This is a genomic window from Photobacterium obscurum (assembly GCF_026191635.1).
Lineage (GTDB): Bacteria > Pseudomonadota > Gammaproteobacteria > Enterobacterales > Vibrionaceae > Photobacterium > Photobacterium obscurum.
Genome location: NZ_JAKRRW010000001.1, coordinates 56970 through 83164, shown reverse-complemented (window position 1 = coordinate 83164; position 26195 = coordinate 56970). Strand labels below are relative to the sequence as shown.

The window sequence follows — 26195 nt, the reverse complement described above, 5'->3', positions numbered from 1 at the left end:
TCTTGCTTCTCGTTCATTGGCTTCGGCCCTGATTTTAGCAAGTTAAGTTGGTTTTGTTTAGGATGTCTGAGATTGATTATAAGCGTCGTAAGTTGTTGGTTGCTGGTGGACTGACTGTAGGCGCACTTTTATTGCCAGGAATGGCATTTGCTAGTCCGTATAAAGCAGCGAATCCGAGAAAAATTTCTCTCTGTAATATCCATACCCGAGAAGATTTGGAAACCCAGTACTTTGACGGTCAGGATTACATCAAGGAAGAGTTGCAGCGTATCAACTATATTTGCCGTGATTTCCGACGTAATGAAGTGGCTAAAATGGACCGCCGCTTGTTTGATGCCATTACTCAGATCCAAGAGGGATTGGGCCATAAAGGGCAGGTACGGATCATTTCTGGCTACCGCTCACCGGCGACTAACGAAGCTTTGAAAAAGACTGGTGGCGTTGCTAATAAAAGTCATCATATGAAGGGTGAAGCGATCGATTTCAATCTTGAAGGTGTACCGCTCTCCAAAGTTCGCAATGCTGCACTAGAATTACGATTGGGTGGTGTGGGTTACTATCCGAAAAGTGGATTTGTGCATATTGATACCGGCCGAGTTCGCCGCTGGTAATGTACAACCTCAAGAGGCCCGTTTGGCTCTAAGCATTATCAAACGTCAATTTTCAGTATCCGACAGAATTAATCCAAAGCCGGTTTCTATCTCCCTCTCTTGATAGTTACCGGCTTTGTTGTATATATAAGGGCATGGTATCCTTCAGCCAGATTATTGTGAGTTAGGAAAGGGCTATGAGTCTCCAGTTTGAAATTGTTCCTGTTACCCCGTTTCAGCAAAACTGTTCGATTATTTGGTGTGATGAAACCAAAGAAGCTGCGATGGTTGATCCAGGTGGCGACATTCATCTGTTGAAAGAAAAGGTTCAGCAATTGGGCCTGACGGTAACCAAGCTTATTTTGACTCATGGTCACCTTGATCATGTCGGTGGAACTTCGCCTTTAGCCGCTGAGCTGGGTGTGCCGGTGATTGGTCCGCATAAAGATGATGCGTTCTGGCTTCAGGGTTTGCCGCGCCAAAGTGAAATGTTCGGCTTCCCGCTTACTGAAGCTTTTGACCCGGATCAGTGGTTGGCTGAAGGTGATGAAGTCACTGTTGGTAATCAAACGCTGCAGGTTCTTCATACACCGGGTCATACACCAGGCCATGTTGTGCTTCATAACTGTGAAGCTAAGGTTGCCTTTGTAGGTGATGTATTGTTCAAAGGTGGCATTGGCCGTACCGATTTCCCTAAAGGTGATTACCAGACTTTGATTGATTCAATCAAAGGCAAGCTTTGGCCTTTAGGCAATGATGTAACTTTTGTTCCCGGCCATGGCCCATTATCGACATTTGGTAATGAGCGAGCGTCGAATCCGTTTGTTGCCGATGAAATGCCGGTTTACTAAGCTTGTACACCAGAATCGGGTGAGAGCTCGTTTCTAATTTAAGGAAGCGTTAATTTTCTTGAAGACCTTTAGGTTGGCCTGAAAATGTCGCTTCTTTTTTTGTATCCAATCTACTCATACCAAGCTGAATGATGATCTGAATAGTCAGATTATTCATGCTATTGATATTTCCCTCTAAATTTTTTGTGACTACTTTCACGCTTTTTCGACGCACCGGCTAAAACTAGGAATCTTTCCTAATTGTTTTAGGCCGCCTTCTCAAGCCAGTTGAATAGACCCTCTCTAGAATCTTCAACCAACCCGGTTAATCATCACCTATGACTTCTAGCCAATGTACGATGCTTCTTTGAACATGTGCGTAGTTAGATGACATGGCTTGGGCATATAACTATTCCTCTTGCTCCCGATGATATCCAGCGACTCTGCTTACTGGTTGCCGCGCAGATAGGCGCGCTATTCATTAAGCCGACTTATTTTCGAGTAAATCTGTTGAGGATTTCACATGTTTAAACTGTTGGACCAAGTCAGAAAACCGACTTTAGACCTGCCTGTAGAAGAACGTCGTAAAATGTGGTTTAAGCCATTTATCCAATCATATTTGGTTGTATTTATTGGCTATATGGCAATGTACCTGATTCGCAAGAACTTCAATGTTGCCCAAAATGATATGATTTCGACCTATGGTCTGTCGATGACAGAGCTGGGTATGATTGGCCTAGGTTTTTCCATTACTTACGGCATCGGTAAAACCGTAGTTTCCTATTACGCTGACGGAAAGAATACAAAACAATTTCTTCCTTTCATGTTGATTCTGTCAGGTATCGCGATGCTGGGCTTCAGTGTCAGCATGGGTGGTTCGGGTGTCAGCCTGTTCCTGATGATTGCCTTCTATGGCCTGAGCGGTTTCTTCCAAAGTACCGGCGGTCCATCAAGTTATTCAACGATCACTAAGTGGACGCCACGCAATAAGCGCGGAACATACTTGGGCTTGTGGAATATGTCTCACAACGTTGGTGGTGCAGGTGCTGCGGGTGTTGCGCTATTCGGTGCTAACTACCTGTTTGACGGCCACGTGATCGGTATGTTTATCTTCCCGTCGATTATCGCACTGGTTGTTGGCTTCATTGGTTTGCGTTTTGGTAGTGACTCTCCAGAAGCGTACGGCTTAGGTAAAGCCGAAGAACTGTTCGGTGAAGAGATCAGCGAAGAAGACGTTAGTGCTGAAGAAAATGAGATGACCAAGCGCGAAATCTTTATGGAATACGTGCTGAAGAACAAGATCATCTGGCTACTTTGTTTCGCCAACATCTTCCTGTATATCGTTCGTATCGGTATCGATCAGTGGTCAACGGTATATGCTTACCAGGAACTTGGCCTGTCAAAAGAAACCGCTATCCAGGGCTTCACTCTGTTTGAGGTTGGTGCTTTGGTTGGTACTCTGATGTGGGGTTACCTGTCTGACTTGGCCAATGGTCGTCGTGCTTTGGTTGCATGTATTTCTTTGGGACTGATCATTTTCGCTCTTGAGATTTACCAGACGGCGACAAGTGAATATATGTACCTTGGCTCATTGTTCGTACTTGGTTTCCTCGTCTTCGGTCCTCAACTGTTGATTGGTGTTGCTGCGGTTGGTTTTGTTCCTAAGAAGGCAATCAGTGTTGCTGATGGCATCAAAGGTACGTTTGCTTACCTGATTGGTGATAGCTTTGCTAAATTAGGCCTAGGTATGATTGCCGATGGTACGCCGATCTTTGGCCTGACTGGTTGGAAAGGTACCTTCGCTGCGCTAGATACCTCTGCTGCTGTGTGTATCGGCCTGCTACTCTTTGTCGCTATAGCTGAAGAGAAGAAAATCCGTAAGGAAAAACGCATACAGAAACAGGCTGAGCTGGAACTGGCTTAAACCTGTTACGAGCCACCCTGCGGGGTGGCTTTTTTGTTTATGATTGCCAAAGGTTATATACCCAAGTGACTTCAAGATTCTGATTTCACTCTAACTGAATAAGTCCTCTGAAATCACTTGGGTATATAACAATGGAAAGTTGGGTTAACGGCTTTCAGGCGAAATCGAAAACCTGAATATCGGCATTTAATTTTTCAGTCTTGCCTGAAAAGACGGATGGATGTAGTTTATGCCTCTTTTTGCTCGGATTGGTGTTTCTAGATGATCAAAGTCGTACTGGTAGATGATCACATCATTGTTCGTTCGGGGTTTGCCCAACTTCTGTCGCTAGAGACAGATATTGAAGTGGTCGGAGAGTTTGGCTCTGCACAAGATGCACGACAGGGAGTGCCAGGCAGTCAGGCTAATGTTTGTATTCTGGATATATCGATGCCTGATGAAAGCGGCTTGTCTTTGCTCACCGATATGCCTGAAGGAATGGCATGTATCATGCTGAGTGTTCATGACTCGGTGGCAATAGTAGAAAAGTCTCTGGAATCTGGAGCCCGAGGCTACCTGAGCAAGCGCTGTAGCCCGGATGAATTGATCCAAGCTGTACGTACTGCTGCGACCGGGGGCTGCTATTTAACGCCAGATATTGCGCTGAAGCTGGCTTCTCCTGATCGTGGCGCAAAACCTCTCACCCAGCTGACGAAGCGAGAACGCCAAATTGGTGAAATGTTATCACTGGGCCTAGATGTGAAAGCGGTGGCTGCCAGGTTGGGTTTAAGCCATAAAACCGTACATGTTCATCGTGCTAACGCAATGGATAAACTTAACGTCAAGAATAATGTTGAATTGGCAAAATGTTTTGCTTCTGAGGCACTTTAGGGGGTGTCTCTTACCATTATTTACACCTAATTGAGGGATACACCCTAATGCGCAATTTTGCCATTACTTCACTGTGTAGCTGGCTGCTGATTTCTTGCTGCTGGTTCTGTTTGTGGATTATTGCCTCTTACTTTACTCTAGATCCCGAGTTAGCCGTTTTATTTTTCCCGTTTGCGATGCGCCTTGGGATCACGCTGCATACGCCGAAGGCCTATTGGCCGGCAGTATATGGGGCCGAATGGTGGTTGATGGTATCGCTGGCAATATTGCTCGAACAGCCCCAATGGATCTCCGTGATGGCAGCCAGTTTGCTGAGCCTACCAATATTGTGGCTTGCCCATCGGCATTATCACGGCTCTCAGTGGCGCAGGTTATGCGTGATGGGAGCGGTGATTGGTATTACGGCGCTAATTAACACCCTGGCTGTTGGTTTGAGCAATGGACATAGCTTGATGGTATTGCTGGTCAGTATTACCGGGGGGCTGATGCTGGTTCCAAGCTGCTATTTGATCTGGAGCTATTTGTTTCAAAGGGCCTGGATCCCGCTTACCGTTAACCTTGTTTCCCGCCCGGTTGAATTACGTAGCCGCCATGTGGTGCTCTATGCCACGTTGTTTATTATCAGTATTGCTATTCAGCTGGGGCTGCCTGATGAGATGCGTCGCTTTGCGCCGTTTTGTCTGGCAATTCCGATTATCTTACTCGCCTTTCGCTACGGTTGGCAGGGGGCATTGTTGGGTACGCTGCTGAACAGTGTTGCTCTGATCGCTGCCCGTACTGGTGGTAGTAATCTTGAAATCACCGATTTGCTGTTATCGCTTTCAGCCCAGAGCCTGACAGGTATCTTGCTTGGTATGGGGATCCAGCGTCAGCGCGAACTTAATCAGAAACTGCGTCATGAACTGGCTCGTAATCACAGCCTGTCCCGTCAACTGGTGAAAGCCGAAGAGTCGGTGCGCCGGGAGGTTGCCCGAGAGCTGCATGATGAAATCGGCCAGAACATTACGGCAATCCGAACTCAGGCCTCGATTATTCAGCGGGTCGAAAATACACCGCTGGGGAATAACTGCGCTTCGACGATTGAGTCGTTGTCGCTGAATATCTACGATACCACCAAAGGGCTGCTTACCCAGCTTCGCCCCAAGTCGTTGGATGACCTGGGACTTGAAGAAGCGGTCCATCAACTGGTTCGCGAGATGGAGTGTGAGAGCCAGGGCATTGTGACTCATATTACCTGGTCTCATGAAGAGCAGAAGGATACGGAGCTGAGTGATACCACGAGCGTGACGCTATACCGGATCTGCCAGGAAGCCCTAAACAATATTGTAAAATACGCTGAAGCGTCAGCCGTCACTATCTGTTTTTGTGTTCGTGATGATGTTGAGCTGGTAGTGAAAGACAATGGTATTGGCTTTAAGCAGGAGCAGACTTTGCAGGGGTTTGGCTTGCGCGGAATGCGCGAGCGTGTGCAGGCTTTGGGAGGGACTTTCTCACTTTGCAGCCAGACCCAGGGAGATAACCAGGGTACCGAACTTCGCGTTATCCTGCCTGCGCTTTAATGCGTTTTCTTATATGAGTACTGACTGATGCTTGGTTATCTTAAATCCCCGCAAACGACTCCGACAGTTACCGGTGCCGATGAAGTTAACGAAATGTACCGCTACTGGCGGTTTCATATCATGTTTACTATGTATATCGGCTACGCGGTATTCTATTTCACCCGCAAAAGCTTTAATTATGCAATGCCGGCAATGATTGCCGATCTCGGTTTGGATAAAGCGGATATCGGAATGATGGGAACCCTGTTCTACATCACTTACGGCTGTTCGAAATTTCTGTCAGGTATTATTTCCGATCGTTCCAACCCGCGCTATTTCATGGGACTTGGTCTGATTGCCACCGGGGTGGTCAATATCCTGTTTGGCTTTTCAAGCTCTTTGCTGGTATTGACTAGCCTATGGGTACTCAATGCATGGTTTCAGGGCTGGGGGTGGCCGCCATGCTCCAAATTGATGACAACCTGGTATTCACGCTCTGAGCGCGGACTGTGGTGGTCGCTATGGAATACTGCTCATAATGTTGGCGGTGCATTGATCCCATTGCTCGTAGGGTATCTGACACTGCACTACAGCTGGCGTTATGGTTTTATTGTTCCGGGATTGATTGCAGTACTGATTGGCTTGGTGCTTTGTTGCCGCTTGCGGGATAAGCCTGCCACATTAGGTTTGCCGACCGTTGGTCATTGGCGTAGGGATCGGCTGGAGCTTGCGCAGGAAAGCGAAGGGCTTGGCCTTAGCCATAGTGAGATACTGAAAAAGTATGTGCTGAGCAATAAGTACATCTGGTTATTGGCATTTAGCTATGTGCTGGTTTATATCGTGCGTACAGCCATCAATGACTGGGGGAATCTGTATCTTACCGAGCAGCATGGCTATGGGCTGATCACGGCCAATACGGCGTTGTCACTGTTTGAAGTTGGTGGCTTTGTCGGCTCGCTGGTGGCAGGGTGGGGCTCGGACAAGTTGTTTGGCGGTAACCGGGGCCCAATGAATTTAATTTTTTCCATCGGGATTTTTCTTGCCGTTGCGGCATTGTGGTTGATGCCGATGACGGGGTTTGTCCTTCAGGCGGGGTGCTTCTTTGCGATTGGCTTCTTTGTTTTCGGCCCGCAAATGCTGATCGGCATGGCGGCGGCTGAATGCTCGCATAAAGATTCGGCAGGCGCTGCAACAGGTTTTGTCGGTTTGTTTGCTTATATGGGCGCCGCGCTTGCTGGCTATCCTCTCGCATTGGTTGTGGAGCATTATCACTGGGCAGGATTCTTTACGGTGATATCTTCAGCCGCTGCAGTCGTTGGTTTGCTGTTATTACCGTTTCTGAAAGCTCAGGCTACAGGGGAGGCAAGTAATACCAACTCTCTTACTGAATTGATCAAATAATGAGTGGATTTGGTATTATGCTGCGGCAAGGTAGCGCCGTGTCAGGCCGATAAAATCCTCTGTCGGGCGGTCTAGCAGATCTTCCGAGATAAAAAAATCGTACCCGAGAAATTCACGGTTGTACTTCATTCGATTGGCGAGCATGGCAAGCAGGCCCTTGAGGGTTTTTCCGCTGTGGGTGATGTAGTGGGTATCATCAAATAGCATGTCCTCAATCTCATAGGGTGGGTTATCAGTCCGTTTGTAGGCAATGATCAATAGCCCACGTTGTTCTATGAGGATTTTGCTGGCAATGCGAGGGCAAATTGAGTCTAGAAACTCTTCGTAGTCTTTGAGTTTGATCCCAACCCAGGGCATAGTTTGATGCCAGCCCTGAAACGAGACGGTTGCGGGGCCAATTTCATCGATATTCTTCCAGCGTGCTAACCATCCTCCGGTAGGACTGTGGAACTGGATATGCATGAAGGTAAGGGTAAACGCCAGCTCCGGCTCTTGTGCTTGCTTATAGGCAATAACCAGCATGGTCAGCGCCGCGAGCAGTAAGATTGCAATAGCCGCTGAACTGGCGCCTGGGTACAGGAAGGCGAGTATGCCTACCGCAAGAAACGCAAGCAGACTCAGGGCAAGCATAGAACTCCCGGCCTTGGCGGTGGCTGATTTGATATAAAGTGTCTCCAATCTATATTCCCCTTTCATCCTCTTGTTAATTATGGTTGAAGAAATAATAAGTGATAATATGCCAACTTATGCATATTATTCGTCAGATTTTTGTTGAAACTGCCAAATATCTCCCTGATTGTGGCAGATAGCCTCTCAGTTAGTGATTATCGATTGATATTAAGTACAATTTTGGGGACTGAGTTTTTACTGAAAATGAGAACCTATCGGTTATTTTTGAGTAAAATCATGTTTTGTTGCGGGTTAAATGACCGTTTGCTGGTATTTCTCTGACATCCTTGGTATAACACGCGCTTACTTTTTCCCGCTGGAAATACCAGGCTGCGCAATTGCCTGATTGGTATATGGTGGTGACTGAAAGTAGTGCAACGGAGTAGGAAATTTAATGAGAATCTCTCACAAACGTAAAGTTCAGCTTAAGCTGCAAAAACGCGTAAAAGCAATTGTAGCAGTAGCAAAACCAGCAGCGAAAGATGCTGTGAAAAAAGCACCAACTGCAGAAACAGTAAAAGCTGCTCCAGCGGCGAAACCTGTTGAAGAGCAAAAGCCAGTTGAAGCGGCAGCACCGGTTGCGGCTCAAGTGTCTTTAACTCCAAAACAGCAGGCAGTGCTGGATATTGTAGTTAAGAATGTTGAAGGCATTAACCCTAAGGGTATCGGTCTTCAAGCTGGCCAGGAAGATGCGAAAGCAGCTTCGTGGGCAACAGGTGCGCTTAAGAAGCTGGCTGAAGAAGGCCTAGTTGAGCGCATCCAATTAGCAGGTAACAAAGTACTATATAAAGCACTTTAAGCACTGCTGAACCCGTTCCTGTTGTGGCAGGAACGGGTGTCCCCTCTTTCACCACCCAAGCTTTACTATCTCCATGACTCTGGCGTTCAGCCGATAATTTATAATTCACATTTTCTGGCTTATTCGCGCTGTTGTACGCCTATATAGGCAATAACACCTGTCCTTATTGGCACTTGATTCCATTAGTAAATTTAGTTTGTCACTGTCGATATTCTGGGGCTCTGCTATAACTTATTTATAACGGAGTGAATTTATCAAGGAAGTCGACACTCGGAGGCGTTTTTATATGACAATGATAAGTGCTAGAGAGTTTTCTGACTGGCTTCGCACTCGCTTTGCTGAAGAAGATCAAGGAGTATGTTTAACGCGCGAAGATATTAATCAGTTAACGGGTAGGCAAAGTTTCTCTCTGGGATTTGTCCATGACATCCATTATGAATTAATGCAGCATGGAATGGCCTTTGTCACTGATACTTCGAGAGAAACTTTCTATTTGGTTCCCGTTTCTAACAAGCCCTGGCGTGAGCAGTTAGAGGATCAGTATGAGAGGGAGCTTTTTTGCAACGTCTTACCCCTCGATAAATCTGGCTGAAGAAGTACAGCGATTGCGTGAGAAAGACGAAGACAAGTAGTATAGAGATTTTAATACTCTTCCTGATGGAAGTAAAAAGGGCGCCTACAGCGCCCTTTTCAATTTTGATTCACTTATTACAGTACCGCAGCAATACCTTTGCACAATGGCTGCATATTGGATTTTGTCATACCGGCTACACTAATACGGCCAGAGCCCACGATATAAATACCAAACTCATCTTTTAGGCGGGTAACCTGTTCTTTACTGAGGCCTGAGAATGAGAACATACCATTCTGTTGCTCAATGAAGCTGAAGTCTGCCTGGACACCCAAATCTTTCAGAGTTTGTACAAATAGGGTACGCATCTCTTGAATACGGTCACGCATGTCGGCAACTTCCTGCTCCCACTCTGCGCGTAGTGTTTCGTCGTTCAGGATTTGTGTCACGATTGCTGCACCGTGTGCCGGTGGGTTGGAGTAGATCACGCGGGCAATGCTCTTCACTTGGCTGAAGGCTGTAGTTGCTAGCTCTGACGTTTCTGCTACCAGGGTAAATGCACCGACGCGCTCATTGTACAGGCCGAAGTTCTTAGAAAATGAACTCGCCACCAAAAGCTCTTTGCACTTGCTAGCAAAAATACGCAGGCCCTGTGCGTCTTCCTCGACACCCTTGGCGAAGCCTTGGTAGGCAAAGTCAAACATTGGCAGTAGTTGTTTTTCAGCACATAGATCAGCCAGTTTTTGCCACTGTTCTGCATCTGGGTCAATACCTGTCGGGTTGTGGCAACAGCCATGCAGTAGAACGATATCACCCGGTGCAGCTTTGGCTAAATCAACCAGAGCTGCGTCAAAGTCCATCTCTTTGGTTTCAGCGTTGTAGTAGGCATACTGAACGGTTTCTAGACCAGCCGCCTTGAACACACCCATATGGTTTGCCCAGGTCGGGTTGCTGATCCACACTTTGACGTCACCCAGTTGGCGTTTGATAAATTCCGCGGCAACACGCAATGCGCCCGTTCCACCTGGGGCCTGAGCTGTTTGTGCGCGTTTGTCTGAAATAATCGGTGCATCGGCACCAAAAAGTAACTGCTGAACAGCCAAACCATACTCAGCCGTTCCTGGAATGCTTAGGTAAGACTTTGTCGTTTCTTTTTCCAGTAAAATAGCCTCTGCTTTTTTTACTGTAGCCAGGACAGGGGTATTTCCTGATTCGTCTTTATAGATACCGACACCAAGGTTAATTTTTTCTGGGCGGGTGTCTTTTTTAAACTCTTCAGTGAGGCCAAGGATAGGGTCGGCTGGTGCGGCAGTAATCTTCTCAAACATTGTGGTCATCCATGCTGATAAAAACAAACGGTTAATAACCCTATTTATACCCTTTGTAAGCAAACATTGACAACAAAATGCAACAATTTCATCAGAGAAATTTTCATAGCGCCCATTTGTTATAGCTTTCAGTTAACTTTGAGTCGAAGAGGTCATAAAGTAATCATCCGCAAAAGATGAAAACTTACGACAATTATTGCGCAAATAGTTTGTTTTTTGTGCGTTGTTGGTGGTTATCTCTATATTAAAAGATAAAAATACGTAATTTTATTATATTTTATTATTGTGCAATACGGTGCTGTGAATCTGGTCACGGTTGGTAGGGTATGGTTTGACATAGGATTACATCCCGATGGAAATCGGTCTAATACGATGATTTGTGACTGTTAACGATGTTAAAGGATAGAAAAAAGCTGCTTATAGCCAAATATGACGCTTTAAGTCGCTTAACTATTACTCTTATATTCGTTGCCTTGTTTTCTCCGTATTGGGCCGAAGGTAGTAAGACTGCCAGTGAATAATACTGGCGGTATAGATCGGGGATATCTCAATGGAAAAGCCACGCCTTTCGTTTTGGCAAATATGGAATATGAGCTTCGGGTTCATGGGCATTCAATTTGGTTTCGGGTTACAAAACGCCAATGTAAGCCGAATTTTTGAAACCTTAGGAGCAAGTATTGATCAAATCCCTATCTTATGGATTGCGGCACCGCTGACCGGGTTATTAGTTCAACCTATTATTGGCCATTTCAGTGACCGGACATGGACACGCCTCGGCCGCCGTCGGCCATATTTCTTATTTGGGGCTATCGCTTCTTCACTCGCCCTGATTGTGATGCCGTATTCACCGTACTTGTGGGTGGCTGCCGGTATGCTTTGGATCCTCGACGCATCTATTAACATTTCTATGGAGCCTTTCCGGGCGCTGGTCGCCGACAATCTGCCTTCAGAGCAGCGTACTCAGGGTTTTGCCGTCCAAACCTTCTTCATTGGAGTTGGTTCGGTCGTCGCTTCTGCGATGCCGTATCTACTTAGCAATGTATTTGGTGTCGCAAACACGGCACCAACTGGTGAAGTGCCGCCATCGGTGAAAATATCCTTTATCTGCGGCGCCGTGGTCTTTATCAGCTCGATTCTTTGGACGGTGTTTCGCACCAAAGAATATTCCCCGCAACAGCTTGCCCAGTTTAATAACGAGAAGTACGAGGAAGAAGAGAAAGCTAGCCTGAAAGGGATCATCGATGACATTAAGGCTATGCCGAAGACGATGGTTCAGCTGGCCGTTGTGCAATTCTTTTCGTGGTTTGCCCTGTTTGCGATGTGGATTTACACCACCTCGGCAGTCACATCACATATCTTTGGAACCTCAGACACCAGCTCTGCGATGTATAACGAAGGTGCAGACTGGGTCGGTCTATGTTTTGCTGCCTATAACGGTATTTCAGCGTTGGCGGCTTTTGCACTGCCATGGCTGGCACAGCGTACCAGCCGTAAGTTTGTACATAGCTTGAGTCTGATTATCGGTGGTTTGAGCCTTGCGTCTATTTCGCTGATTGAAAACCCGTCAATGCTGATGCTGAATATGGTGGGCATCGGCCTGGCGTGGGCCAGTATCCTGTGTATGCCTTATGCCATTCTTGCCGGTGCTCTGCCCGCTAAGAAAATGGGCTTTTATATGGGGGTATTTAACTTCTTTATCGTGCTGCCGCAAATTCTGGCGGCGGGGATCCTGGGCTTCTTCACCCGCTGGGCATTTGACGGTAATACCATGATGGCGATTGTGCTGGGCGGGATATCGATGATCTTTGCCGGTTTGATGGTGTTCATGGTTAAAGATGAAGATGAGCCGAACCGGGCCGGTGAGCAAGCATCAGTTCAACCTGTATCTGTTTGATTCTGAAATTGTACAAAGATGAGGCGAGCACTATCAGTGCTGGCCTTTATTTTTGCTAACTCTGGGAGAGTATCAGTGGAGAAAGCTCGCCACTGAAAGCCATCGATGCGATAAACAGCTTACTGGCTGTTAAATAAAGAAGGTATCAAGATATAGCTGTTCAACTTCTTTTCTTGCCCACTCAGTACGACGGAGAAACTTAAGACTCGACTTCATGCTTGGGTCGTTGTTGAAGCAGCGGATATTGACCAGCCTGCCAAGCTCTTCCCAGCCATAGTGATCAACCAGCTCGCCGAGTAGGGTTTGCAGGGTAATACCGTGCAGCGGGTTTTTAGGTTGCGTATTCATGTCGTCAGTTTCTTCGCGTGTTCGGTGAAAGGTGGGCACTATATCAGTTTTAAATCACCGTTTGTAAATTAATAGGTGGTTATATCTGGTAAAATGGATGGAAACCCCGCAGCAAGCCATTTTGGCAAGGCTGCATTATTTTTTAGGATACATTGTGCTCAATAACGACATCTTGCGACGTCTTCGCTACACCTTCGATTTCAGCGATTCTACCATGATCAATATTTTCGCTGCAGCGGAACATGAAGTGACACGTGAGCAGATTAGTGATTGGTTGAAAAAAGAAGAAGATCCAGCATTTAAAAAATGTACGGATCGTGAATTAGCCATCTTTTTAAATGGCTTTATTAATGAAAAACGTGGCAAAAAAGAAGGGTCACAGCCTGAGCCTGAATCCCGTTTGACGAATAATATGATTTTCATGAAGCTGCGTATTGCATTGAATTATAAGGCGGAAGATATTCTTGAAATCATGGAGAGTGTAGATTTCAACATGAGTAAGCATGAACTCAGCGCATTCTTCAGAAAGCCGGATAACAAGCATTACCGTGAGTGTAAAGATCAGATCCTGCGTAACTTCCTACTTGGTGTCCAACAGAAGTTTCGCCCAGAAGCTGCAGAGTAATACTGAGATCGAAGATATCGATTCAGTGTGATAAACAAAGGCTACCCAAGGGTAGCCTTTGTTATAGATGGGACAGCCCGCCTTGGTATTAGCTGGCTTGTTCATCCAACGTGATTTCTCCTTCATGCTGAGTTAGCAGCATTTTTTGGATGTTGAAACCGCAAAGCATGAGAATTAGACACCAATTTAAGAAAGGAAGCGTTCCTTTTTCTAGGCTTTCAGCTAGTTGAGTTGGTTTCCACTGAAAGGTGTCACAAAGGCTTTCGACCGTTATACCGGTAAAGGTGTTGTTGCCAATAATCCGCTTAAATTCCTTTTCGCTAGGCATTTCAAAAACGCTTTTATTTTTAAACGCTGTTGGCTTGAATGCGCGCATTACTTTCCTTGCATCGACATCAATAGGCTGACCACTATTTTGAATGTTCGGGCGGCCTGCGAGGGCTGCGAGAAAACACCAGCAAGGGTAGGGAATATCAGAAATATTCTCAGGTTCACGCTTATAGCGTGACATCCAATCAGAGAGTTTTTTCTCTTGTAGGCCAGTTAAACGGGCGAGGGCTGCCGAATCATAACCATACTCTTTTAGCAGGTTGATAATTTCAGCGACTTCTGAAACGAAGGGTTTGGCCCACAGGCTTGTTGGCGCGAGGGTAGTTTCTCTGATCATAATTGACTCATGTGGTTTAGCGTTGCTGCTTACCGAAATAAGCGGATAGGCATAAGCTTATTCTAACCCTGCCACCAAGTCTATTTACGAGAGTCTACACGCCATATATATCACTCCACCTGCTGGTATATCGGACAGTCAGGTATGGGAAGGGGCTGCGCGAGTGATTCTTTGCCGCCCGTGGCGAAACAATATCAAGGGTAAATAAAGAACAGCATTAAGCCCTAGTGCAATAGCAACACATATAACGATACTTTTAAAATCAATCGGGATGCCCAGCTTGAAATGTCTTAACACGCGCTGAAGTTCGTCGAACCTTACGGGGTTAAACATAAAGAGCGCTTTCTCAATAAGGTTACCTGTTGAGAGTGTCGTGATTGCTTGCTCTAGCTCTTTATGTTGCTGGATAACAAGCTGCTTCTGCTCCGCATCGACCCGTACAATAGAACTGTTTTCTTTTAACAGCGCATCAATCATGCTTTCGGCACTATCAAAACCGTGGCGGTGCGCATTGTTTATATATGCGTTTATCTGCTTTGTGGTCGCATCATAAAAGCCGGAAAGGTACTGTAAATAATGGTCGGCTAGCATTGGGATTTGTAGTGTGGCAATTAATAGCCCACCAAAAATGAGCCTATCAAATAACCGCTTTATCATGCCGCCTCCTTGCTTCTTATGGTAGGTCAAAATAACAGGAGATGTATGAGAGAGCCAAACCGGATGAAATGATTATGTATGTAACACTTGGTTTTTGGCAAGGCTGATAACAAACAGGACGAGCGCAAGGCTCGTCCTGTGGGAAAGGATACCGTTTATCGAAATAAGCTTATCGAAATAGGTTGCCTTTTATCTTGCTGACTTCAGTATTAGAAGTTAGCAGAGCGTGGTGCACGTGGGAATGGGATCACATCACGGATGTTTGCCATACCAGTTACGTAAGTTACCAGACGCTCGAAGCCTAGGCCGAAACCTGAGTGTGGCACAGAGCCGTAGCGACGCAGGTCACGGTACCAGCCCATGTGCTCAGGGTCGATACCCATTTCTACCATACGCTTGTCTAGTAGCTCTAGGCGCTCTTCACGCTGAGAACCACCGATGATCTCACCGATGCCCGGTGCCAGAACGTCCATTGCTGCAACGGTCTTGCCATCTTCGTTCATACGCATGTAGAACGCTTTGATGTCTTTCGGGTAGTTCTTAACAACAACTGGTGCCTTGAAGTGTTCTTCAGCCAGGTAGCGCTCGTGCTCAGAAGACATATCGATGCCCCACTCAACATCAAACTCGAACTCGCGGCCAGAGTCTTTCAGGATCTGGATTGCGTCAGTGTAGTCAACCTGTGCGAAGTCAGATGTTACAAACTGCTCTAGGCGAGTGATTGCATCTTTGTTGATACGTTGAGCAAAGAACTCAAGGTCATCACGGCGCTCTTCAAGAACAGCCTTAAATACATACTTCAGCATGTCTTCAGCTAGCTTGGCAACATCGTCCAGTTCAGCAAAGGCAACTTCAGGCTCAACCATCCAGAATTCCGCAAGGTGGCGGCTGGTGTTTGAGTTTTCAGCACGGAACGTCGGGCCGAAGGTGTATACCTTACTTAGGGCACAAGCATAAGCTTCTGCGTTCAACTGGCCAGATACTGTCAGGAATGTTTCTTTGCCGAAGAAGTCCTTGTCATAGTCAACTTCGCCAGCGTCAGTCATCGGTGTGTTCACCATATCTAGCGTCGATACACGGAACATTTCACCAGCACCTTCACAGTCAGAAGCCGTGATAAGTGGTGCAGACATCCAGAAGAAACCTTGCTCGTGGTAGAAGCGGTGAATTGCCTGAGACAGACAGTTACGAACACGCGCAACGGCACCAATCACGTTAGTACGCGGACGTAGGTGGGCAACTTCACGAAGGTACTCGATTGAGTGACGAGTTTTCGCCATTGGGTAAGTGTCAGGGTCTTCAACCAGGCCAACAACTTTAACTTCAGTTGCTGCTAGTTCGAAGTCTTGACCTTTAGCCGGAGACTCAACAATTTTGCCAGTTACCTCAACAGAGCAACCAGTTGTCAGCTTAAGTACTTCTTCCTGGTAATTATTTAACTCATTCGGGACCACGGCCTGAATCGGGTCGAAACAAGAGCCGTCATAAATGGCAAGAAAAGAGATCCCAGCTTTGGAATCACGACGTGAGCGGATCCAACCGCGAACAGTGACTTCAGTGTCTACTGCTAGCTTTCCGCTTAATACGTCTGTTACAGGCGCGTAAGTCATGTTTAAATTATTCTCCGTTAAGGCACTTTATAAAACTGTGCTTAAAGATACAGTCCGAAAGAGCAATATTACCTGTCTTACGTCAAGCATCAAGCTTTGTTATCACTTGAAAGCGTAAATTGATGAAGTAATCGCTCTAATTGCTCTACTAACTGCTCAAGATTTACACTAATCTCTCGAGATTGTAGTGCATGGGCAGAAGTATCGTCGGCATGGCCGGTGATCGTTTCCACTTTTGTTCTGATGGAATCGGCCATGTTAGCCTGGGCGGAGCTCTGCTGCTGGATATCGTTGGCATGGCTATTAACCACCTGAATTTGCCCTCCAATTTCGGACAAAGCCTGGGACAGCTGCTCGATAGTTGCCATTTTACTGTAGGCTGTTTGGCAGGTAGCCTCGACGGCACTGGCCGATGCTTCGCAATCATGGTGGAGCGCTTCGATAATTGACTGGATATCGCCCGTAGCTTGATGGGTGCGGTTTGCCAGGTTACGAACTTCATCGGCAACTACCGCGAAACCGCGACCCTGTTCGCCAGCTCGCGCGGCTTCTATGGCGGCATTTAATGCCAGCAGGTTAGTTTGTTCTGCTATTGCCCTGATCACATCCAGGATGCTGGCGACTTGCTGGCTTTGTTCATTCAGGCTGTCGATACGGTGCTTAACATTCTCTATGTCGGTAACCAGTAGCTTAATATCGTTGCCGGCCTCATTAGCCAGCTGAGTCCCGAGAGTTGCTGACTGAGAAGCATTGTGGCTTAGCGTGGCGGCTTCTACTGTCCGGTGTTCGACCTCGTGCTGCTGGTGCTGCATGTCATCGATCGCGGTAAACATCTCTGACGTTTCGTTACGCTGGCTATCGGCGGCGCTGGTGGTGTCTGCAGATACTTTGATGAGCTGGTTAGCCTGCAAAGTGAGTGACTCTGAGGTATTTTGCACCTGCTTCAGGCTAGATGAGAAGTTATCTAGCATTTGGTCGTAGCTATGACACAGTTCACCAATCTCATCGTTACGGGTTTCATTGAGCCGGCTGCTGAGATCCTGGTTGATGCTGGTGCGCTTCATGTAATCCGATACCCGGCGCAGAGGGCGAACAATCATCCGACGGATCAGGGTGAGCGAGAAGAGAAATCCGGTAGCTGCAATGGCTGCCATAATTCCCCCCGCGGTCAACAATTGCTCATTGACGCGTTGGTAAAGTGGGCCGAGATTATACTCCAGCCGGACAACACCAAGCACTTCGCCTTCCGGCACAACATGGCACTGGAGGCAATTGGTGCCGCGGTAATTCGAGCTGGCTTTCATCGGCAATGCAACGAGCAGGGTCTGTCCGCTATTGCTGCCTATTGTTTCCGTTATTTGCTCGCCGTTTAAGGCTCGCTGATCAAACTCATCAACAGGTGCCTGACCATCCAGCCCCGGGCCGAATATATTGGTTATCGCCGGACTACGGATAATACGGACATTTTCTATGCCATTGTGGGACAGTACTTTCTCGCGCAATGTTTCGCGTTGAGCCATCGTACCTGTCAACATCATCATATTTAGACTATCGAAATAGTTACCGGCTTTATCCAGTGTTTGCTCGCTGATGACGGATTCAAGTAGGGCTTTTTGCTGGCGCGACTCATAGGCTAGGGAAGTGACGAGCACGACGGTAAAGACGGTGAACAGTGTTAAGAGCAGTTTATTAGCAATTGTAAGGCGCATCTTCCATGACCTCTTTGGTAGGCGTTTTGTAGCAAACTGAAGAGGTATCTCGCCGCCTTTTCTTTCGGAAGCCCCATGTAGGCATGAGTGACAGCCTTGGTATCGGGTTTTTGCAGAACGACATTGGCGGGTTCTGATAACAGTTCAGCCTGTTATTTCTTATATTTTTATTGTGGTTATAGTGTAATGATTGCTGGTGTTAAAAAATAGTTTCGCTCTGGTTATTGTGACGTTGGACATGGAATGAGTGTTACAACAACGAAGGGTTTAAGATATATCGTGATTTCTAACAATAGCCAAGAAAAGCTCGGCAATGTGAGCTTTTCTTGGCGTATCTCGCTAAAGGTTGCTTTAAGTTTGGTGGTTAAGGGGTGGGCTCGGGTCCAGGTGCTGGAGGCGCACATTCCAAGCCATCGTTTAGGACAGTGCCAGCCACTTCCTTGCCTTCGGCTGGTGGTGCCGGATTGTTCAGTAGCTCCATATGCTCGACATTCGGCACCCCTGAGGCGTCAATTAGCGTAATGATATCACTCCATATTTCACCTTCCCCGGCGGTGTAAAGCAAAGTCTCATCATCTTGCCAGCGGGTCTGGTGATTAAAGGCTTTAATCGCAAAACGTAAGCCGTCCGAGTCAGTAATGGTAATTCTCTCGTTTAGTGAGCCGTCTGTTGCTTCGTAATACAGGGTACCGCTTTCTTCGATTTTCCATTTGACGGGAATATTAAACTTGCAGCCATCCTCATCAATGTAGTTGCCAAGGAAAAAGTCACCCTCAAAGTTATCACTCAGTTGGAGGTAGCGAGAGGAATCGTCCTCAAACCGTAGGGCCATGTCATCGCTGTTATCACCGCTTTGTCCTATCAGCATGGCATCGGTGAAACGAGGTTCACGCTGTTGCCAGATGATTTTGCATTGTGAAGTTTGATCGTTGTATTGATCGAGGTTTTTCTTGTCGATAGGTGTGGTTGTTGATGCATCCCAACCGGAATCTTGGTCGATACAGGCCGTCAGTTGATCCGGGGCATATTCTTTGGTCATTAGATTAAAGAGCTCGTTGCTGACCGTGTTACTGCTGTCGGTACGTGTTGAATATCCTTTGATTGCCAGAATACCTTGTGAGCGGTCTAGGTTTGTCTGTGCCCAGTAATCGAAGTTTTCGGGTTGTGAGACGTTAGGTGTCAGTTTCAAATAGCCTTCTTGTGTCAGTTCCCACTCGCGGTTGGCGTCTTGGAGCACGCTGTTGTCATAGAACTTCCAAGTATTGTCATTAGCCAGAATAATGGCTGCCACATCACCCTCTTCGGAAACCTGTACTAAGTGCTGTTCGAGAAGGCTATTGATTGCCTGAGTGGTGAACCGCTCGTCACCGCCACATTCGGTAACGGCATTAAGGTAGTTGTCCTCATTGGCTGGCAGAGAGTTACCAAAGGTGCAACTACCAAATGGAGGCAAGTTGCTGCGGCTGGCAGCAGCAAATATTTGTGCCTTGGCATTATTGTCAAAGCCTGAGAAATGGAAGGTTTCTCCGTCGAGGAGGGTTTCACCAATATTGACAAAACCACGGTCTTCAACCAAGAAAAGGTTTCTGTGCTCAAACGCATAATTGGCGGCAAGTTTTTTGATATTCTGGGGGACTTCCAGGCGGATCATCGATTTGCCGGCGACACTCGTTGGTGCCCAGACGCTCGTCTCCTGAACATTCCAGTTATTTGCAGCAATATTGACCCAATATCGAGCGGTGAAGTTGTTGTCGTCAATCACCTCGACGATGACATTGTCAGCAAGCTTGAACCCGTTCACATCATCAATGGTTATCGCTACTGAGTCAGACGGGGTGCGCACGTCTGCAAGAGAGGTGTAATAGGTACCCGGTTGCGACTGCGGGGAGATCCGACAGGCTGGATTATCATTTCTGTTGTCACAAAGCAGGTATGTTTCGTTCTCGGGGCGCCAGGTGAAATAAAAGCCAAAGGCTGTATCGCTAAATTGCTCATCCGGCTTAATGTAGCGGGTGACGGAATAATTATCTTTACTAGAAAGAAAGTCGTGCATTTTCTTGTTAGCCAGTGGGTAAACATTGGCTTCGAGCATAATGCCAGCCTCGTCTTCTTTTTCGAGTGCGGCATCGGTAAGCAGCATAGAGGCAGCCGTAGAGACCTCGACTTTCAGATAGTCGAATAACCCGGTCCAACCATCAGCCGTCAAGATCTGGTGCTTGATATCTTCAGAACCGAATGTGGTTGAGCCGCTTAAGTAGTTAAAGAATTCGTTGAGAGAGATATCTTCGTCACCGTTTTTATCCCATCGATATTCGGTATAACTGGTCTCTTGCCCATCGTAGGTCATTTTATCGGATAGGATGCCGCTTCCATCATTGGAGCTGAAGGTGCTGACTGTCCAGTAACCGTCAGTCAAAATCTCTTCGATATTGGCTTTGACTGCGTTTTGCTCTGCGACAAAGCGCTCCATTCTGCCTTCTAGCATCCCCTTTACCAAAGAAAGGGAGAGTAGATCGCGAAGTCTGAGGTTTTGCAGGCCAACTTGCGGCAGTAAGGTGGCTTCAAGATCGTCGGCAATAGTATTGAGATCTTGTTGGGCTTGGAAGACTTTGTTCCTTGAGGGCTCGAGGATGGTCTCTTCGAATATCCCCCAACTCTCATCTTGGACCACCCGTTGAGCCAACGCATAGAAAGCCAGAGAAGACTTCAGGTTGACGGTCATTCTATCTTCCGCGAGCGGCACCATATACAGATTGCTCGGGAGGGCTTCACCAACCGTAAAAACTGGAGTGGTAAACAAGTCAATCAATAATACTGCGTTGAGCCGGATGCGGGTACCTGCTTCTATCACGTAGGTGCCATTGTCCATGTTTTCCCAACTGGTTATTTCAATTTGCTCCAGTACATTGCCTTTACCGTCCAGCCAGACAGCGGCAAAATTCTGTTCATTCAGTGTAGTTTGAGCTTCGGCATAAGCTTTGCTGATGAGTGAAGGGAGATGGTGATTTGCCGTTGATAACCCTGCCGGTGTATCAACGGTGATAGTAAACTTGGTCGAGGTTGGGGCCGCTTCGCCTTCTGCGACCGGTGGATCGCTTTTTCCTCCGCCACCACAGCCGCCAAGCAATAGACAACAGGCCGCAAAAAGACAATATCCTAGATATGCGCGCATAATAATTTCCCCAAACATTTATTATGTTTTGCGCTCAGTATAGGTTTGCGAGCTATAACAATTGTTAAAGGCGTAGCGGGATCTTGGAGATAGGGCATAGATCTAAGATGTAAGAATCTCAATCGTATGGGCGAAGGGTAACTACGTGAAAGTCAGAGAAAAAGTAAGGTTGTTATAACAACCAAGCCGCGATGAAATAGCGGCTTGGAGTAATGGTTGAGAAGGCTTTGAGACAAGGTTTTGAGATAAGCCCTAGGCAATAGCCAAATACTTATGTGTCTGGATTGAAAGGCGCCAGTTCCGCTGTACACATGTTTCGATACAAAGTTCGGTAGCGCGTGGTTTCTGGCTGATTGGTTGCAGGGCAATCGTGACATCAGGCTTGAGCGCCACGCCGTTGAGCAGCGAATCCAATTGCTCAATATCTTTTGTGGTGCCTACAGGGTGCTTAATCTCATTTGCTCGTTCAAGCGCCGAAGGAAGCACTGGCAGCTTGGCTTTCATATTGATTTTAGGTGATACCGTCACCCAGGTATCATTAGTCGCTTTGATCTCCGATGTGCCGCTGGTTTCGATCTGGCACCGGAATCCTGCATTTTCAAGGGCAAGAGTTAGCGGGACAAGGTCATAGATGCAGGGTTCGCCACCAGTTATAACGACATGCTTCGCCGTGTAGCCTTGGTCTTGCAGAAGTTTAACCAGACCACTGGCATCAATATTGGTCCAAAGCGGTGAATCCGCTTTTTTTGCCATGATGTCTTCCAAGGTCGTAAGATCCTGTGGTTCCGCTGTCCAAGTTTGCTTGGTGTCACACCATGAGCAACCGACAGGGCAGACCTGTAACCGGACAAAAATGGCAGGAACGCCGGTAAAAACACCTTCACCTTGAATGGTTTCAAAGACTTCGTTAATTTTGTACACCGCTAACCTCGTGGCGAGTTGAACATTTCTTGTTGCGACAGAGCATCTGCAAAATAGCAGCAGAGCATTATGTCAAAACTCTTTATGATTGTCTTTAGGTAAAAATGGCATATAAAATATGCTTAATATCGGTGATGTTAGTTTCTATTGAGGGCAATTAGTGTGTTTTGGGAGCATACTTTAAATTTCGCTGGTAAAAAAATCATTACGAAAAGTCACGTTTTCCCCTTGGTGCAAGCACAAAAAATGGGTTTCTTTACCTATTCGTCGTGATGCATGTCACGTCCTTGAAAGATTCGACTTCACAATTAGTTCGCAAAGTAAAAAAATTCAATCTGTATATTTTTATCACTTTTTATGTCGGGAGTATTGGCATGTATGTCGCTCAGCCTGGTCACATCGATCATATAAAAAGAAATAATGCCGGCAGCGTCTACAAACTCATTGACCAGTACGGCCCTATTTCACGTATAGAGTTATCAAAACGTAGTCAGCTGGCGCCCGCGAGTATTACCAAGATTACCCGGGAGCTGATTGAAGCGCATCTGATTAAGGAAACCCAGTATCAGGAATCGACCAGTCGAGGTCGTCCGGCTATTGGGTTGGTTCCGGCTAACGAAGGCTGGCAGTTCTTGTCTATTCGTTTGGGGCGCGGGTATCTCACCATTGCCCTGCACGAACTTGGTGGTGATATTCTGGTTGAAGAACGCCAGGATATTGAGGTACTGCAACAGGATGCCGTTCTCGATAAGCTACTTAGTGAGATCAATACCTTTTTTGCCAACCATGTGGGTGAATTGGATCGGATCACTGCCATTGCGGTGTCATTGCCGGGACTGGTCAATGCCGAGCAGGGTGTGGTGCTGCAAATGCCCCATTACGAGGTGCATAACCTTAAACTGGGTCCTGCGATTCATGAAGCAACGGGGCTGCCTGTGTTTATTGGCAATGACACCCGTTCTTGGGCTTTGGCTGAAAAACTGTTTGGTAACTCCAGGGATGTGGCTAACTCGATCTTGGTTTCCATTCACCATGGGGTGGGGGCCGGTATTGTGCTGGATAACGTGGTCCTGCAGGGTCGCATTGGCAACATCGGTGAGTTAGGGCATATTCAAATCAAACCCTACGGCAAGCGTTGTTTCTGTGGTAATCATGGCTGCTTGGAAACCGTTGCTAGCCTAAAGGCGATTATTGAACAGGTCGAGCAGCGGTTACGTGAAGGCCATCCATCATGTCTACACGGTAAGCGACTGACGATTGAGAAAATTTGTGATGCAGCCGTCGAAGGCGATACGTTGGCGCGGCAAGTGATTGTGGAGCTCGGCCATAATCTCGGCCAGGCCATCGCAATTATGGTAAACCTGTTTAACCCAGAAAAAATACTCATTGGCGGCGAGTTTAATCGTGCCAAGAGTGTATTGTATCCGGCGATTATGGATTGCATCCGCACCCAGTCATTGCCGGTGTATAACAAGGATCTCGTGATAGAGCAGAGCAGCTTCTACACTCAGGCCACGATGCCCGGGGCTGCCTTGGTTAAGCAGGCAATGTATGATGGTCATTTGCTGATGAAGTTGATTGAAGGTTAGACTCTGCTTTATGAAGTAAGCAAATTACCTCTCATATAAATTAAGAAAGCCGGACGATGAGTCCGGCTTTTTAGATTTTAGCGCTGTAAGACTGAAAGATACCGCTCCAGATTAGAGTTGTGCCGAAAATCATTAAATGACTTGTGCCGCTATTGAAGCGTTCGCCTTATATTGAGCCAGTAACGATAATGAATTGGAGATGTAATGAGCAAATATCAATTTTTCGTGCAGCCGAATACCCATCGTCAGCAGTTTACGTTTCTTAATCCTGACTCGGAAACTTTTCTACAGGAAAAGCAGCAATTAATCGCGCAAGGCTTCGAAGTCGAAGATGACTACATCTATGCGGCAACTGAACAAGAAGCGGTTGAGAAATTTAAGTCGAACTATATCTACGCATTAGAAGAATATAACGCTGCAAACCCGATATCGGCATTTGCTTTGTCATTATCGAAGTTATGCATCGACGTATTCAAACGTAAGCGAAATTAACTGGAAAGTTAGCCAGCCTCAAGAGGTTGGTTTTACCCCTGACCATTTAATGGATTTGCATCATCAGTTTACTGCGCGCTAGACCAAGCTTGTTCAGTCTATGCGATTGCTAACTGATGACTAAAACCGATCCTTGATTTCCATGTATCGCTCACGGATATGTTCGATCAAGGCTTGTATTCGCTTGGCAGGCTTGCGGGTATAGGGGTAGACCGCATAAATGCCAACAACCTTCCCGGTATGTTCAGGCAGAACCTCTATCAGCTCACCTTTTTGCAGATCATCATAAATCAGGCAAGTGGGCAGGTAGGAGAGGCCATTGCCCGCGAGCGTAGATTTACGTAGGGCTGCGGCGTTATCAGAAGAAAAGTTACCCGCGACTTTTAAAGTATATAACTCACCATTTCGGATAAACTGCCAGTCAAATGGCCCGGTACTCTGTTGGTTATAGCCAAGGCAGTTATGGTGCTGCAGTGATTTTGGTGTCAGTGGCATACCGTTTTGCTCGATGTACTCAGGCGAGGCACAGATCATCCAGCGCGAGTTGAAAATGTGGCGGGCAATCAGGCTCGAGTCTTCGAGATAGCCGGTGCGGATCACTAAGTCAATATTGTCTGAGAGCAAATCGACAAAATGGTTATCGAGCGACATATCGACTGTCATGCCGGGATGCAGCCTACAAAAATCAGAGACGGCTTCTGCTAATAGCAATTCGCCGGATATCGTCGGAACAGACATTCGGATATGTCCTGATAGTGCTTCACTGAAACCGGTAACGGCATCAAAGGCGGACTGGGCAATGGGATTAATGTCTTTTGAGCGGTGATACAAGATTTCACCGGGTTCGGTGAGGGTCAATTTTCGGGTCGTACGGTAGATGAGCTGTACACCCAACTCTGATTCCAATTTGCTAATTCGCTTGCTGACGACAGACTTAGTGATTTTATTCAACTCTGCGACTTTGCTGAAAGAGCCGTGCTCAATCACTTGGGTAAATAAGACGAGATCATCAATTTGGGGCATAGTACGGTCACTCCTTGAAACTGACAGTATTATATACCCAAGTAACTTCAGGGTGCTTGTTAAGCGAGAATCTATTGGTTTCTAGATGAAGTCACTTGGGTATAGGTGAATGCCTTCGCGGCAGAAACACAAAAGATGCGGCCGTAACGACTGCATCTTTTGGTGGGATGAGATCAGGGGATACGAGGCCTGATCACATATCGTTAATTATGACGTAAGTCGCATAGACGGGGCCGTGCACACCGACGACTTTGATTAACTCGATATCTGCCGTTGAGCTCGGGCCTGAAATGAAGTTGACACAGGACGGAATCCGTTCACCGTGTTTGGCTTTTTCATGTAGTGCCGCTGTCGCCTGGGTCAGACGGGCAACCAACGCGCTCTGCGGTACAACGAACACCGACGCTTCAGGCAACAGGCTAATCGCCCGGCCCTGTGCGGGGTTGCTATACAGTACCATGGTGCCTGATTCAGCCAGAGCCTGCTCGGCAAAGACAACGCCGACCTGAGCCCGCTCTGCAATGGAAATATTCGGTTCATAGCCAGCGGACTGATCCCAAACATGAACAAAATGCTGCTCATCAACCAGCTCGGTCGGGTCTACCAGAGCCAGTAGTCTTTCATCCGCAGAGAGAATGGTTTCACTGTCTTGACGTGAAGTTCCTTCTTCCTCGTTGGTGCAATAATGCAAGCAAACAGATTTTAGTGTTTTTGCCAGCTCAGCTTTGGTTGTTTCGACGGCACGGGCACCCAAAGCCGTTTCTGTATAGTTGATCAGCACCGCCTTGAGTTCTTCTTGGCTTGCTTCGGCCATTACATCATGGTGGCAGCGGTACTTCAGTGCTGGACGTTCTACAGGTGTCGTCTTGCGCTCCCGGCCTAGTTTGTCTGCAATGTTGTTTAGAAAACTATCACGGTTATAGATACGCTGCTGATCCATTGTCTTTTCTGAGTCGTTATTAGCCATA

23 protein-coding genes are annotated in these 26195 nt (G+C 47.0%); 12 read left to right on the top strand and 11 right to left on the bottom strand.

The window, feature by feature from the left end; translation table 11 throughout:
- Window positions 1-62: 62 nt before the first annotated feature.
- From MD588_RS00375 to uhpC, 6 genes are all read left to right on the top strand, one after another.
- Complete coding sequence (locus tag MD588_RS00375; RefSeq protein WP_265694775.1) at window positions 63-611, top strand: YcbK family protein; 549 nt, start codon at window positions 63-65, stop codon at window positions 609-611.
- A 176-nt stretch (window positions 612-787) separates the two neighbouring features.
- A complete protein-coding gene (locus tag MD588_RS00370) occupies window positions 788-1441 on the top strand; it encodes an MBL fold metallo-hydrolase (protein WP_265694774.1) in 654 nt (217 codons plus the stop codon).
- A 502-nt stretch (window positions 1442-1943) separates the two neighbouring features.
- On the top strand, window positions 1944-3344 hold the full coding sequence (gene uhpT, locus MD588_RS00365; protein WP_265694773.1) for a hexose-6-phosphate:phosphate antiporter: 1401 nt from the start codon (window positions 1944-1946) through the stop codon (window positions 3342-3344).
- 261 nt (window positions 3345-3605) lie between these two features.
- On the top strand, window positions 3606-4214 hold the full coding sequence (gene uhpA, locus MD588_RS00360; RefSeq protein WP_265694772.1) for a transcriptional regulator UhpA: 609 nt from the start codon (window positions 3606-3608) through the stop codon (window positions 4212-4214).
- 47 nt (window positions 4215-4261) lie between these two features.
- Window positions 4262-5773 carry a signal transduction histidine-protein kinase/phosphatase UhpB gene (uhpB, locus tag MD588_RS00355; protein ID WP_265694771.1) on the top strand — a complete coding sequence of 504 codons (1512 nt, stop codon included), beginning with the start codon at window positions 4262-4264 and terminating at the stop codon, window positions 5771-5773.
- A gap of 27 nt (window positions 5774-5800) precedes the next feature.
- Window positions 5801-7153 carry an MFS transporter gene (gene uhpC, locus MD588_RS00350; RefSeq protein ID WP_265694770.1) on the top strand — a complete coding sequence of 451 codons (1353 nt, stop codon included), beginning with the start codon at window positions 5801-5803 and terminating at the stop codon, window positions 7151-7153.
- Between the two features lie 15 nt (window positions 7154-7168).
- Here the strand turns inward: uhpC and MD588_RS00345 are convergent, their stop codons facing one another.
- The gene (locus MD588_RS00345; protein WP_265694769.1) at window positions 7169-7831 is read right to left on the bottom strand and encodes a DUF2982 domain-containing protein; all 663 of its coding nucleotides are present in this window, start codon (window positions 7829-7831) and stop codon (window positions 7169-7171) included.
- Between the two features lie 385 nt (window positions 7832-8216).
- Here MD588_RS00345 and MD588_RS00340 point away from each other — a divergent pair, with 385 nt between their 5' ends.
- Window positions 8217-8621, top strand: coding sequence for a MarR family transcriptional regulator (locus MD588_RS00340; RefSeq protein ID WP_265694768.1), 405 nt, complete (start codon window positions 8217-8219; stop codon window positions 8619-8621).
- Between the two features lie 286 nt (window positions 8622-8907).
- On the top strand, window positions 8908-9213 hold the full coding sequence (locus MD588_RS00335; protein ID WP_265694767.1) for a hypothetical protein: 306 nt from the start codon (window positions 8908-8910) through the stop codon (window positions 9211-9213).
- Between the two features lie 116 nt (window positions 9214-9329).
- Here the strand turns inward: MD588_RS00335 and MD588_RS00330 are convergent, their stop codons facing one another.
- Complete coding sequence (locus MD588_RS00330) at window positions 9330-10520, bottom strand: amino acid aminotransferase (RefSeq protein WP_265694766.1); 1191 nt, start codon at window positions 10518-10520, stop codon at window positions 9330-9332.
- Between the two features lie 550 nt (window positions 10521-11070).
- On the opposite strand from MD588_RS00330, the gene MD588_RS00325 reads away from it, so the two are divergent.
- Entirely contained in the window at window positions 11071-12414 is a 1344-nt protein-coding gene (locus MD588_RS00325) for an MFS transporter (protein ID WP_265694765.1), read from the top strand.
- A 129-nt stretch (window positions 12415-12543) separates the two neighbouring features.
- Here the strand turns inward: MD588_RS00325 and MD588_RS00320 are convergent, their stop codons facing one another.
- Complete coding sequence (locus tag MD588_RS00320; RefSeq protein ID WP_265694764.1) at window positions 12544-12762, bottom strand: VF530 family protein; 219 nt, start codon at window positions 12760-12762, stop codon at window positions 12544-12546.
- 154 nt (window positions 12763-12916) lie between these two features.
- Between MD588_RS00320 and MD588_RS00315 the strand changes: the two genes are divergently transcribed.
- On the top strand, window positions 12917-13387 hold the full coding sequence (locus tag MD588_RS00315) for a YehS family protein (protein WP_265695172.1): 471 nt from the start codon (window positions 12917-12919) through the stop codon (window positions 13385-13387).
- A gap of 88 nt (window positions 13388-13475) precedes the next feature.
- Here MD588_RS00315 and MD588_RS00310 read toward each other — a convergent pair whose 3' ends face one another.
- From MD588_RS00310 to queE, 6 genes are all read right to left on the bottom strand, one after another.
- Window positions 13476-14054, bottom strand: a complete 579-nt coding sequence (locus tag MD588_RS00310; protein ID WP_265694763.1) for a hypothetical protein — start codon at window positions 14052-14054, stop codon at window positions 13476-13478.
- 138 nt (window positions 14055-14192) lie between these two features.
- Window positions 14193-14711, bottom strand: coding sequence for a DUF2937 family protein (locus tag MD588_RS00305; RefSeq protein WP_265694762.1), 519 nt, complete (start codon window positions 14709-14711; stop codon window positions 14193-14195).
- 209 nt (window positions 14712-14920) lie between these two features.
- A complete protein-coding gene (asnS, locus tag MD588_RS00300; protein WP_265694761.1) occupies window positions 14921-16321 on the bottom strand; it encodes an asparagine--tRNA ligase in 1401 nt (466 codons plus the stop codon).
- An 89-nt stretch (window positions 16322-16410) separates the two neighbouring features.
- Window positions 16411-18030, bottom strand: coding sequence for a methyl-accepting chemotaxis protein (locus tag MD588_RS00295; RefSeq protein ID WP_265694760.1), 1620 nt, complete (start codon window positions 18028-18030; stop codon window positions 16411-16413).
- Between the two features lie 364 nt (window positions 18031-18394).
- The gene (locus MD588_RS00290; RefSeq protein ID WP_265694759.1) at window positions 18395-21202 is read right to left on the bottom strand and encodes a hydrogenase expression protein HypA; all 2808 of its coding nucleotides are present in this window, start codon (window positions 21200-21202) and stop codon (window positions 18395-18397) included.
- Between the two features lie 252 nt (window positions 21203-21454).
- A complete protein-coding gene (gene queE, locus MD588_RS00285; RefSeq protein WP_265694758.1) occupies window positions 21455-22123 on the bottom strand; it encodes a 7-carboxy-7-deazaguanine synthase QueE in 669 nt (222 codons plus the stop codon).
- A 374-nt stretch (window positions 22124-22497) separates the two neighbouring features.
- Between queE and mlc the strand changes: the two genes are divergently transcribed.
- Together mlc and MD588_RS00275 are read left to right on the top strand one after the other, a co-directional pair.
- Window positions 22498-23712 carry a sugar metabolism global transcriptional regulator Mlc gene (gene mlc, locus MD588_RS00280; protein ID WP_265694757.1) on the top strand — a complete coding sequence of 405 codons (1215 nt, stop codon included), beginning with the start codon at window positions 22498-22500 and terminating at the stop codon, window positions 23710-23712.
- Window positions 23713-23916: 204 nt separating this feature from the next.
- Window positions 23917-24204: a hypothetical protein gene (locus tag MD588_RS00275; RefSeq protein ID WP_265694756.1), complete on the top strand. Its 288-nt coding sequence runs from the start codon at window positions 23917-23919 to the stop codon at window positions 24202-24204.
- A 120-nt stretch (window positions 24205-24324) separates the two neighbouring features.
- Here the strand turns inward: MD588_RS00275 and MD588_RS00270 are convergent, their stop codons facing one another.
- Window positions 24325-25227, bottom strand: coding sequence for a LysR family transcriptional regulator (locus MD588_RS00270; protein ID WP_265694755.1), 903 nt, complete (start codon window positions 25225-25227; stop codon window positions 24325-24327).
- 193 nt (window positions 25228-25420) lie between these two features.
- On the bottom strand, window positions 25421-26194 hold the full coding sequence (locus MD588_RS00265) for a LutC/YkgG family protein (RefSeq protein ID WP_265694754.1): 774 nt from the start codon (window positions 26192-26194) through the stop codon (window positions 25421-25423).
- Window position 26195 lies beyond the last annotated feature (1 nt).